The sequence below is a fragment of the Paenibacillus hebaui genome (genome assembly GCF_051934385.1).
Classification (GTDB): Bacteria; Bacillota; Bacilli; order Paenibacillales; family Paenibacillaceae; genus Paenibacillus.
The window spans coordinates 2,930,928-2,944,629 of record NZ_CP196836.1 but is presented as its reverse complement, the minus strand read 5'-3'; the positions used below and the strand labels follow the sequence as shown (position 1 = coordinate 2,944,629).

The window sequence follows — 13,702 nt, the reverse complement described above, 5'->3', positions numbered from 1 at the left end:
GTAAAATTTGGTGAATATTCAGAGGATAACTCGACAGATTCCAGTATACATGCTACTCTATTTTTGTATAATTTCCTTTATTTTTCAAAAAGCGCATGATAAAAGGAGGAAATCCCTTGTCAATGCCTGTCATTGATGTTAATGATCCAACCACATTTTATAATGAAAACTTCTTTGGTAATCCGTATGACGTGTATCGCCAGCTTATTCAGCAAGGCGAAATTCACAAAGTGAATCTTTATGGAGGACTATGGTACATCGGTGGGTATGAAACCGTAAACAAGTACATTGCAGACCCACGCATTTCCCATAACACGGCACAACAATATTGGGCAGTCCAGTTTTCGGAGCAACAGCTTTATGGAATTCTGGAGTTTATTCGTCTGTTCTCGATGTGGATGTCCCTCCAAGATGGCACTTCCCACATCCGATATCGCAAAATGCTAACCCAGGCCTTCTCCGTGTCGATCAAAAATCTGGCTCCCTACATTATGGATCTGATTGACGACTCTCTTGATGAACTGGAAGGAAAAGAAGAGGTGGATCTGATTCGGGATTATGCTTACCCTCTTCCCACCAAAGTCATTATGAAACTGCTGGGTCTGCCTGAGGAACAGTATGAACGTGTTGCCGAATGTGCAGACAGTCTCGTTCACCTGTTCGGTTCCATGACGGTTACATATGAGGATGTCACCCGGGCACAAAATCTATTGGTTTTGTTGACTGCCTATTTGACAGATGTGATTGAAGAACGAAGAATGCATCCTCAGGAAGATTTTATAACCTATCTTATAGAGGCAACTGATGATGATGGTGTGCACCTGACGATTGAAGAAATTCATGCGCAATGTGCCATGCTGCTCTTCGCCGGACATGAAACCACACGTAATCTGATTGGGAATGGTATGCTTACACTGATGAAACATCCGGAACAACTTCAGAAATTGAAAGACTCTTCGGGTCTGATCAAAAGCACCATTCAGGAAGTCCTTCGCTATGAAAGCCCTGCGCAGATTACCGTAAGAACCGCCCTTGAGGACATGGAAATCCTGGATCAGCAGATTAAAAAGGGAGAATTGATCATGTTCTGCTTCGGTTCAGCCAATCATGATCCGCGTAAATTTACCGATCCTCATCTGTTTGATATTGAACGCAATGAAGCGCGGAATCTGGCCTTTGGTGTAGGCATTCATTCTTGTATCGGTGCCCAATTGGCGATGATGGAAACAGAGATTGCCATGAGCCGTCTGATCGCAAGGTATCCCCATATGGAATGGATTCAGGAGCATCCCGAATGGCTTCCCAATGTAGGCTTTCGCGGTCTGCAACGGTTGCTTGTTCGCTTGAACAATAGATGACCTTTATGTAAGATCGTAAGATCCAAAAAGCGTCGCTCAATAATGAGCAACGCTTTTTTTTAATCTTATTTAATCTGGTTTTTGGAACTTTTGCGTGGAGCTCTTGCTTTGGTACTTTTTTTGAAGGATTGAATGTCTTTTTCCGTGACCCCTTCATTTGAATACAACTGCTTGCAGAAAGCACCTATTCGATCAGAGCTTGCGGGATTGGACAACAGCATCATATGGTTAGAAACATCGATGTCAAACAAATTAAAGTTCGGAATGTTCTCCTCCCATACGCTCCAATAGGATGAGTTGTTCAGTTCGATGCAATCTTCCTCCGTGACAAAGTAAGGTTCAAGTTCACCAAAGAAATGTCCGCTTTGATTGCGGAAATAATAACATGCCACAGCATCTCGATCCGCAAGAGATTGGATTTGGTACTGGTCAGCCTGGTATGCCTGCTGGACCTTGACACATTGCTCAATGAGCTGCTGGAGATGCTTCTCATTTTTGAAAAGCCCTCTGGATTTTGCAATTTCTGTTAAATGTTTTAGAAAATCCTCATTACTCAGTTCCATATTGATTTCATCACGGTGAATCAGCGTGTCTACGATCTTCTCCGGTTGATGAAGAATGGAAGACATTAGCGACATGTTTACAGACTGTAATATATAACCTTTGTCCGAAGAAGTCATTTCATCTTCATCGGAGAGATGGATCGAATCGAGCATCACCATGCTGTTCACCAGGTCACCCTGATTCTGAAGCAATCTGCACACCTCATATGCAATCAGGCCGCCAAGAGAATAACCGCCAAGATCATACGGCCCATCTGGTTGAACGGTTTTAATCACATGGACATAATACATGGACATGCCTTCGATTCCATATAACGGAGAGCGATCAGTCATCCAGCCTCTTGCCTGGATACCATAGAATGGTCGCGTACACCGGGATGCAATAACCTGATAACCTTCAACCCCACCCATTGCGGCGTGAAACCAGAAGACGGGTCTGCCTTCAGAGGCGTGATTCAGCCGAACAAGTTCGGGGAATTGTGGCCATGCCTTAACACCCGACGTCAAAGAGTTTTTTGCTTTCTCCGCTGGTTCGGTGACGCTGGAACTTGTTTCCTTCACTTGAAGCATAGGGGCCTGATTTAATCTGTCTGCCAGGTTTGCAGTGATATCGGCCAAAGTCAAACAATGCTGCAAATCGGCTGCATTGATTTCGGGGCACAGCTCTGTTTGCAAACGCTGAATCAACTGAATAAACACGATGGAGTCCATTCCATATTGCACAAGAGGTGTCGATTCATGAATCTCATCGCTTTCCAACCCAAGCAGATTCAGGATAATGGCTGTGATCTTGTGTTCCAGTGATGTATTCCCGGCTACATCCACACCGGAATCAGATGCCCCTTCCTCCAGGCTAGAAATGACCAAAGATTTGGCATGAGTAGGAGTATGAGTAAGGTCAATCCAGCACCTTCTCTTTTCAAATGGATACCCAGGCAATGAAATGATTTGAGCAGGCTTTCCTTCATACAGATCTTCCCATGAAACGCTACCTCCTTTGGACCAGTACAATGCAATTTTATCAAGGCTGCCCTCAGCCATGAAGGCCCTTATCATTTTTTCGCCAGTCCTTCCTGACAACAGCTCCTTCACTGCCGAGTCTTCTTCTGCCCTTCCAACAAACATCGGACAAGATTCAACAATGTTTTTATTTGCTTTTTCCGCTTTCAAAAACTTCTTCAGCCCGTTAATGAGTTCTTTTTTGTTACTCACAATTAGAGCCAAGCGGTCCGGCATCGCGTCTCTGCCCACTTGCAGCGTATACGCCACATCCCTCAAGCTCAACTCGTTATTTAATATGACTGTATTCAGGAGTTGCTGTACAGCAGCCTGCAGACGTTCCTTATTCAAAGCCGACAGAATGACAACTTGGGCCACTGAATCTTCGCTCACTGCATCATTTTGCTCTGTCTCCGCGGTAACGTACTCTTCAATGACCACATGTGCGTTTGTCCCGCTGATGCCTGTAGTGCTGATCGCTCCCATTCTTGATGCATTCAACTGCGTTCTCCACGGTCTGTTTTCTTTATTGATATTGAGGTTTCCCATGTTCCTGTTGATATACCGGTTAGGCTCTTCATAGGAATGCAGCGCAGGAATTGTTTTATGCCTCATGGCCATCAACATGGTTATCAGACTAACCAAACCGGATACCGCAAAGGTATGTCCGATTAGAGGCTTTACGGAGCCAATTGCCACTGATGCGTCCTGATCGTTATAAGAACCATAAACGTTGGATAATGCCTGCATCTCAATCGCATCTCCTATGGGTGATCCCACACTTTGCGACATGATAAACTGCACGCTGCGTGGATCAATCCGATAACGTTTATATACCATTTTCATTAACTCTGCCTGCGATTCAGGATCAGGCGCAGTTAAACCATTCGTTCGGCCGCTATAATTAACACCACTGCCTCTGATCGTACCATATATACGATCTCCGTCCGCAATGGCCTGTTTTAAAGGTTTGAGCATCAACGCGGTCACAGCCTCACCAGGTACCATACCGTTAGCGCGTTCATCAAATACCCGGCACTGACCGTCAGGGGACAACATACCTGCCCGATGGAGAGCTGTATGCAGCATGGGAGAAAGAATCAGACTCACCGCCCCGGCCAAGGCCGTCTCGCACTCTCCGCTTCGTAGCGCCTGACACGCCTGATGAAGAGCTACCAACCCTGAAGAACATGCAACAGTGATCGCCATATTGGGTCCTTTCAGATCCAGCGCATATGCAATACGGGCTGCAAGTGTAGCATTTTGATTACCGTTGATCGATCCTTTCTCTGCTGTCAAATAACCATACTCGCCTTCTTCAACTCCAACATATACACCACAATTCTTGCCACGGATACGATCCCCCATATAACCGGCATCCTCCAGAGCATGCCACGCCTCTTCCAGAAACAGGCGTTGTCTGGGATCTATCATCGCTGCTTCATTCGGTGAAATATGGAAAAACATTGGATCAAAACGATCAATATCCGCCAGATAACCTCCCCATGCAGGGATGTCAGCGTCTTCGGATACCTCCTTCCTGCCTTCCGAGGTCCAACGGCTGCGGGGTAATCTCGATATACATGAAGAACCCGATTCGACATTTGTCCACAAATCCTCGATGGTGCCTGCCTGCGGAAATCTTCCGCTCATGCCGATGATGGCTATGGGCTCTTCCCTCTGAAGTTCTGAAGGTTCAGGGTCAGGATGCTCCATTGGTCCGCCAAGCTGCTCCATTACAGATGAATTGGTGTTTCTGTCTGCATGGGATTGATCTTGTGTTTGTGCTGGATATGTCGTTGACATCATGCTGTACCTTGCTTCCATTTCTTTGGAAAAGGATGTGATCAGATGCTGCGAAAGTTTGTTCAGGGTGGAATGTGCAAAAAACACTGTCGGCGACAATTCAAGCTGGAATTGCTGGCTCATAAGCTCAGCGAATTCCGCCAGGCTGATCGAATCAAAACCATAATCCGCCAGATTCCGGTCCGGGTCCAACTTGATTTCTTCCATTTTCAACAATTGTGCAGCCCATCCTCTTAGTTCTTGTCCTACATATTCCTGTAAAGTCTTGCCTAATGGTGAATGTGGCTTCCTTACTTCAGCCTGATCCTGATTTTCCGCTTTTGTGCGCAATCCAGGGGAAGGCTGCTTGGGAACCGGCATGTCCAAGCCCAAAAAGCGATGTATCCGGCTTGACCTTCCAGCCAGAGCAAGCTGATGTGTACCGGACTGCCTGATCACCTGATCAAAAAAAGCAATCCCTTCATCCTTTTCCAGAAAACGCAGTCCACTTGTTCTCAGATACATGTCCATAGCTTCTGATGTCTTGGAGCCCATTCCGCCTTCTCTCCAAAGTGGCCATAGAATCGAGATTGTACGAATATTCTGATCCTGCGTCTGGGCGTAAGCCATCTGAAAGCGATTGGCCACTGCGTAGTCACAGGAACCAAAGTCCCCCAGCAGCGCCGATAAGGATGAAAAGTAACAGCGAAAAGCCAGAGGTTCGTTTTGCAATGCTTCATCCATCACAAGTAATCCTTTAACCTTGGGACGTAATACTTGATCAAACGCTTGTATGCTTTTGGACAGCAAGGTTCCCTGACTTTCCATTCCCGCTGCATGGACCCATCCGTGGATATCGCCACATTGCATTTTTGCGGATTGCAGAGCAGTTGTTACTTCCGACACTTTACTCACATCTGCCTGAACATACACGACCTGACTGCCATTTTTTTCGAGGTCCTTGAGCAATTGCCTTTTCATCTCATCAAGCGGAGATCGTCCCATCAAAACGAGATTGATTCCCTCTGACGCCCAGGTTTTTGCGAAAATAACACCTAATCCGCCAAGCCCACCTGTAATCAATACCGTCTGTCCAGGCTTCGGATAACGGGTATGCTCATCCGCAGATTCCGTTAAATCAACTTTCTTCATTCGACTTACCAAACGACGTCCATACTCGAAACGAACACTTTGCGGTGATTGGGATATAAGTTCATCCCACATCAGGTTTGACAGGTCCGCAAATGCCGACAGATCCGAGTCCTGTCCTGCCTGAGAGCTGCAAACGGTTAATTTCGTCTTCTTCATACTCAGACCTATTGAACGTTCAAAGCCAATCCACGAATCGAGGTAACATTGATCCAGCGCAGTGCCATGTTCTCCAGCCAGTAAAATACGTTTGGGCTGTATATTCTCCATAACCATGGCCTGGATCATGTGCACAATTGGACTCGTATCACGTAAATATTGGGCATCATCAAACGGCCACAGATACAGAACCGCATCAATATAATCATCTTCCTTGGCGATCATGCGAAATCGTTGACCGTAAGCTTCCCGATCCATTTTCCCGGCTTCCGGTCCTGCTTCTTCAACAAAATAGACCTTTGTATTCGGACTGCGACGAGCCAACATTTCGCGAATGATGGACTGTTTGTTTTTATCAGATAACAGACATATCAGTCCCCTGACATCTTCTCTGGCCAGCTTGGCTGAATCTGAATCAAGGCGAGGTGTTTCTTCCCAAACTTCTTGAAAAGAAAGCAGCTCCGTCGGTTCTTCCGATGGTACGTGCTGACTCACAGAACCGAACTGTTTTCCTTCGGACGGGGAACCCGATTCGGATTTTTGGACGGACTGATACGGCACCCAATACTTTTCCTTCGCAAATGGATACGTAGGCAAGCTTAATCTGGAAGGTTTATCATGATCATCTTTATATAAATGCTCCCAACGAACCGGATACCCCTTGGTCCACAGATCCAGTACCTTTCCATAGGAACCGTTTTGCAGCCAGTGGTTTACGATTTCCTCTGTTCCCTCGTCCATGCTAAACACCAATGCTTCTTTGCCGCCTTGCAAACCCGCTTGGTACATTAAACCTTCTGGCAGGTGTTCCATGTTGCCATCCACTGCTGCGCTCAGCTTTTCTCTCAGATCGGCGATGCTGGAAGTCAGCACACCCAGCCGCTCCTCCATCGCATTACGTCCCACTTGCAACGTATAGGCCAGATCACGGAGATCGGAATCCATATATGAACCGTGCTGCAATCTCTTCAGCAACAAACGAACCTGCTCCTGAAGCTGACCTTTATTGCGTGCAGACAGAACGATCATTGCCGGATGTTCAGGTGCAGGTGAATGTTTCGCCTCTTTTTTATCCAACCTTCTCGTATACTCTTCAAGAATGACGTGAGCATTGGAACCGCCAAAACCAAAAGAACTGACCCCCGCCCTTCTTGGCATTGCCTTTCCGTCCGCGTTTGTAATCGGCTTCCATTCCTGCAGTTCACGAACAAGGTAGAACGGACTGTCTTCCAGCTGTACGTAAGGATTCACTTCATCCAGATGAAGATTTGGAGCCAGTTTTTGATGTTTTAATTGCAGCAGTACTTTAATTACACCTGCAATGCCAGCAGCCATCTCCAAATGCCCTATATTGCTTTTTACCGAGCCCAGTCCGCAATGCGCCTCATCCATTCGGCTATCGCCAGTGCATTCATACAGATTCCTGAACGTCGCTTTAAGCGCATTGACCTCAATCGGATCGCCCAAAGGGGTACCTGTGCCATGAGTTTCGATATAACCTACCGTTCTCGGATCAATTCCTGCTTTTTGGTACGCTTCAAATAACAATTCCGTCTGAGCTTTAGGGTTGGGTGCCGTTAATGAATTGGCGCGGCCTCCATGGTTTTCGTTTGTTCCACGGATAACGGCATAGATATGATCTCCCGCTTCCTCGGCATCCTTGAGAGGTTTGATCATCAACATGCCGACCCCTTCACTCCGAACATATCCATCAGCCTGAGCGGAAAATGTTTTACACCGGCCATCACCACTCAACATACCTGCCTTAGTTAAGCTGGTATAACCTTCAGGTGTCAAAATGGTATTAATACCACCTACAACGGCTGCATTGCAATCCCCGTTCCTCATCGCAGTGACTGCGCGATGGATCGCAACCAGCGAGCTTGAGCATGCGGTTTCAATCGGCTCACTCGGACCATGGACGTTAAGAAAATAACTCATCCGGTTCGGCCCAACCGAAGGCACGATTCCTGTGGAAGTATAACTATCCATAGCCATGCCTGAGGACGCGATGAGATTGCTGTATCCCGTGCCAGCCGTTCCCACAAATATTCCCAGCTTGCTGCCAGAAAGGCTTTGCGGAGCATATCCAGCGTCTTCAATCGCTTTCCACACATACAGCATCAGCAGCCGCTGCTGCGGGTCCATAAGTTCCGCCTCACGGGGAGAAATGCCAAAGAATCCGGGATCAAATTGATCCACACCCTCAATGAACCCTCCCCACTTCATGTCGAGCTCGCCAGTCTCGTTAATGGAATCCCTGTGATAAACATACTGTTCCCGACGGGACAAAGGTATTTCCGTAATGCAATCCCGCTGTGTTTCCAGATTACCCCACAGCTCGTCCGGGTCAGCAGCCATCGGGAAAATGCCGCTCATGCCTACGATTGCAATGCCTTGATCCTCCATGAAGTTAGTAGGCTTCACCCTTCCCACTTCCGAGGCATGTTTTCTTATCAGTCGCCGGGATGCCAAAGGTTCAGGTCGTTCAGTTATACTCTTCGTTTGTGCGGGAACCATCTCGGACGCAAATCTCGTCAAAAATTGTTGTTGATAGGTACGTGTTACATATTGTGAGAAGGCTTGCAGCGTCGAATATTCAAAAAACAATGCCGGGGTAAGACTCATGTTGAAATTCTCGTTAAGTGTGTTGGTCAGTTCAGTCAGCATGATGGAATCAAGTCCATACTCTCCAAGTTCAACTTCGGGATCAATTTGTGTAACCTGCACCTTAAGCAGTGACGAAATCATGGAAGCCATCGTTTCCCTGACCTTATGTTCGAGCCAGGCTGTATCCGCTTCTTCCTCTGTGATGGCTGACTGCCCCGCATTCCGTGAGTCATGAGCACCGGGAGGAGACAGAAACTTCTGTCTCAATCGAGTCACTTCGCCTGCCGCAACCAGCACCTGACTTCTTCCACTTGCCAATGCCTGATACAAGGCTGCCGTTCCTTCTTGCTCGCTCAGAGGATGCATGCCCGTCTGTTTTTTCAAATTGCGTAATTGCTGTTCATTGATCTGCATACCTCCCGATTTCCATAGAGGCCAGTTCACCGACAACGTTTGTCCGGTCCGCTCTCCTCCTTGGACAAGCGTATTGCGATAAGCAGCATAACGATCCATGAAAGCATTGGCAGCCGCATAGTCTGCCTGTCCGATGTTACCTGTCACGCCTGTACCGGAGGAAAACAAAATCATGACATCCAGCTCATCCATCCGGGTTGCTTCATCCAGATAAACCGTACCCGCCACTTTGGATGCCAGCACCTCTCTGCATTCTGCACCTGTTTTATTTTCAATCAGACGGTCCCGGGTAATGCCAGCGCCATGCAGAATGCCGTTCACTTTCCCATAAGTGTGACGGACCATCGCCAGTACCGTCTGAACATTTGCTTTATCCGCTACATCCATGGTCATGTATTGAATGTGGGCGGACAGTTCCTGTATCCTCTGCCTAACGGCAGTTGGCAACGCTGGAGCCCTACCCGTCAAAATGATCGTTGTCCCGGTTGCTTTGAGTGCGATATCCTGTGCAAAAATTAGTCCGAGACCACCGCCGCCTCCAGTAATAACGTACACGCCCCCATCTTGCCACGGGTGGGCCGGTTGATGCCCATGGCCTTCCCGATTAGAATGCTCCTCGATGGAACTCACTGCCTCGGTGGATACGTCCTGAACAAGTTCCTTCCATGACGCCCGGTACATTTGGTTCTCCATATACCGCAGGTGATCCTCATTCGGCAAATTTGCACAGGACTTAAGCTGTTCCATCCATTGTTCCGGTGACGTGTCATGCTGCATTTCGACGAGCTGACAGCGCACCTGCGGATGTTCAAGCTGAACTGTACGGAGCAGGCCAGACAGCCCTGTCCACAGTCTGGATTGTCCTGCATCGTCGGTTATGACAACCTGAATGAATTTACTTCCTTCATGGCGAAGATTCTCACCATCTTTGAACTGCTCCAACAGAGCAAGTACATATGCTTCGTAACGTTGTGCAATGTTTCCTGCTGAACCGAGTTGTATCAGGGAAACCCCTGGCATTTCCTGTTTCAACACTTCGCTCAAAGTGAAATTTGTCAACTCACCACACAGGATAATCCGGTGTTCGCTGTATGAAACCGGTACGTAAAGGGATGGGAGGTTCGGGACAGTTTCCCAGTATGGCTCCAGAAGGATTACTCCTTCCACCTCGGGTACACTCACGGTGACTTGTTCCATCCAGACCAGAACCTGCCCAACGTTATTGGCTATGGCTATGTCCAGCATGAGATCGGATATAACGGCTCCAACCGAATCATGATGTGGAGTCGTGCCCAGACGAATCCAGACCCAAGCAGGTTGTCCATCTAACACCACATCCAGGGAACGGACCGATTTTAATGCAAACTCCCCACCCAGCTTTGTTTGACCGGTTTGTCCATAAAGTTCACATAATCCGGCTTGAATGGCGTCTTTCAGTATTTCCGGATCAATGATCATGTCAGGTGATCTTGTGGTTTCATCAGAATTGGAAATGTGGAGCAGCACTTCTCCATTTCCCTTATAACTTTGTTTCACACGGCCCGTTATCTGTCTGCCAGACCATGCCGTACCCGCGTCCGGTGTAGCTGTGCTGGAATTCAACTCACACCGCTTGCGTATAGTTTGCAGGTCAAACCTTGTTTGGTCATAAGCAGAGCTTTCCGGTCTGGAGACTCTTCCCGTCGTTAATAACTGCTGTTCCTTGTTGTTGCCTACACTGCCGATTTCAAAAAAAAGTTCTTCCTGATCTTCTTCAGGGCATATTTCAATTTGAATCTGTAATGGAAAATCCGTGTTTATGATGTTCGCGTCATGCTGCACCCACTCCACATCGGATAGTCTGAGATTCATCACGGATTGCCTATCCCCGCCTGACGGCTCCATGGCATGCTGCGCCGCCACACGTGCCATTTCCATACAGGTCACATCGGGGAAAGTGCGTTTTCCAGAATTAGCAGGAGCTTGCAGAAATGACTCGGTTCCAGTGAAAAGAGAGCTATAGCGCTGTGAGTATAAATTGGAAATGTTACTGTGTACAAGGGGATGCATAACCCCTGCCGAGTTTAAATATCCATCTTCGAATGGCCGCAGAATTCGGGAATCGGGCATAGGAACCCAATACTTCTCTTGGGCAAACGGATACGTTGGCAGACTGATTCTGGCTGGCTTCTTCCCTTCGTACAAGGCTGACCATTGGACAATGAACCCTTTTGTCCAGATCTCTGCAACTTTGCCCAGCTTGCCACGCAGGTACCACTTATGGACCAGTTCCTGCATTTCCTCGTCTTCCGTTAGTGACAGGAGTGTATCCTTGCGTTTGGCATGCCCTCTGTAGGTTTCAATCACGTCATGACCTGGGACTGCTCCTTCATGCATAAAATGAGCCAGTCCAGTCTCCAACTCAGCCAATGTTCCAACGATCAGGGCCAAACGCTCCCCCATGGGCTCGCGTCCTACCTGTAATGTATAGGCCATATTAGCCAAATCGTTCTCTGCATACTTCCCTTCACGCAAGGCCTGAAGCAGCTGATTCACTTGTTCACGCAATCGCGCTTCGTTTCTGGCGGACAATACTACGATTGCAGGGTGTTGTCCGGGGATTGCTGTTGTATTTTTTTCATGATTCTCGCGATTCGGAATATACTCCTCCAAAATGACATGTGCGTTCACGCCGCCAAAGCCAAAGGAGCTTACTCCCGCACGTCTGGGCATTTCCCTGCCATCGCTATCTCTCGGGGCGGCCCATTCCCTTGTTTCCCGCACAATATAAAACGGGCTGTTGTCCAGTTGGACATAAGGGTTGATATGATCCAGATGCAAGCCTGGCACAAGCTTGCGATGTTTCATCTGAAGCAATACCTTCATGACACCCGCCACACCAGCCGCCATCTCAAGGTGTCCAATGTGAGACTTTACGGAGCCCAAACCGCAATAAGGTGTACCGAGTGGTTCATCTCCTGATTGGCGAGACAGTTCTTTAAAAGCGGACTTCAGCCCGTTCACTTCTATCGGATCACCCAGAGGCGTCCCGGTTCCATGGGTTTCGATATAACCGATGGTTCTTGGATCTATGCCAGCTTTGCGATAGGCCTGGATCAATAGGTCAGCCTGTGCCTTCGGATTGGGTGCCGTTAAGGAGTTGGCCCGTCCACCATGGTTCTGACTCGTCCCCCGAATCAGTCCATAGATGTGATCACCCGCTTGTTCTGCATCTTTCAACCGTTTGAGCATCAGCATGCCAACACCTTCACCACGAACATACCCGTTAGCCTGTTCGGAAAAAGTTTTGCAGCGTCCGTCTTCACTCAGCATCCCTGCACGGTTAAAGCTGATATGCCCTTCCGGGGTCAGAATTGTATTAATGCCCCCAACGATGGCTGCATTACAATCCCCATTTCTCATCGCTGTTACTGCCCGGTGGATGGCAACTAGTGAACTTGAACAAGCCGTCTCGATTGGTTCACTTGGGCCATGTACATTCAGGAAATAGCTCATTCGATTGGGTCCTACGGATGGAACAATTCCAGTTGAGCTATACCCCTCAATAGCCAGTCCTGAACGGGAAATCAGACTGCTGTATCCCGTTCCGGAGGTGCCCACGAATATGCCCAGATTACTTCCGGACAAGCTTTGAGCAGCATAGCCCGCATCCTCAATGGTCTTCCATACATAGAGCATGAGCAGACGCTGCTGCGGGTCCATAAGTTCTGCTTCCCGAGGGGAGATGCCAAAAAATGACGGATCAAATTCATCCACCCCATCCATAAATCCGCCCCATTTGATGTTGGTTTTATTCGACTCCTTTAGGGGATCTCCATAAATGGACTTCCAATCCCATCGTGACGATGGAATTTCGGTGATACAATCTCTTCCCTCCATTAAATTTTCCCACAGCTTATCTGTATCCTCTGCCATCGGGAACCTTCCTGTCATGCCTACGATCGCAACAGGCTCAAAGGCCATTATCGTCTTGTCTGCTCGCTGAAAGGTTGGTGAGTGGCTGTCCTGAGATCGCTGGTTTGTGTCTCTCATCAGACGATTGTTTCCTTGCTTGGCGACATCCTGAGATTTCTGAAAGCTCTCATCATATTCAGTTGTTTCAGTATTCTCATAAGTTTCAGCGTTCTCATAATTGTGAGCCATTTCGAAATTTTCGGATGACCTAAATCTGTTCTTCATTGTGGATTCAGATGAAATATGTGTTTTCTGGACATCTCTTGCCTTAGCAGGAGATGTCCACAATTCTGCAAATTGATCAACATAGGTGTCCAAAACATAGTCTGTAAATTGCGCCAAAGTTGAATGTTCAAAAAAAACGGCCGGGGTTAGATTCAGTCTGTAGTTCCTGTTAAGGGAGTTGCTCAGTTCGGTTAACATAATGGAATCAAATCCATACTCACTGAGCTCCACATCTGCTTCAATTTCCTCCGGTCTTACCTTTAGCTGGTTAGCCACAGCCTTAGTCAAAATTCTGCGTGTCTTCTCATGTAACTCGGTATTTGCCTGAACCGTATTTCCGGATTCCTGAGGCTCGCCGGAAGTCCGGGTGTGTTGATTTTGTGCCATCAGAGAGGTTAGTTGATTGGCTGCATCCTGCGGATTTAGTTTCCGTGCTCTGATATCATTGTATATTTGATACAAGTCGCCTTTCATCCGATCACACTC

At 47.7% G+C, this 13,702-nt stretch carries 2 protein-coding genes; one reads left to right on the top strand and one right to left on the bottom strand.

Going from position 1 to position 13,702, the window contains the following annotated elements:
* Nucleotides 1-122: 122 nt before the first annotated feature.
* On the top strand, nt 123-1,358 hold the full coding sequence (locus tag ACR32F_RS13315; protein WP_440119830.1) for a cytochrome P450: 1,236 nt from the start codon (nt 123-125) through the stop codon (nt 1,356-1,358).
* A gap of 65 nt (nt 1,359-1,423) precedes the next feature.
* On the opposite strand, the gene ACR32F_RS13310 is transcribed toward ACR32F_RS13315, so the two are convergent.
* Nucleotides 1,424-13,690, bottom strand: coding sequence for an SDR family NAD(P)-dependent oxidoreductase (locus tag ACR32F_RS13310; protein ID WP_440119141.1), 12,267 nt, complete (start codon nt 13,688-13,690; stop codon nt 1,424-1,426).
* Nucleotides 13,691-13,702 lie beyond the last annotated feature (12 nt).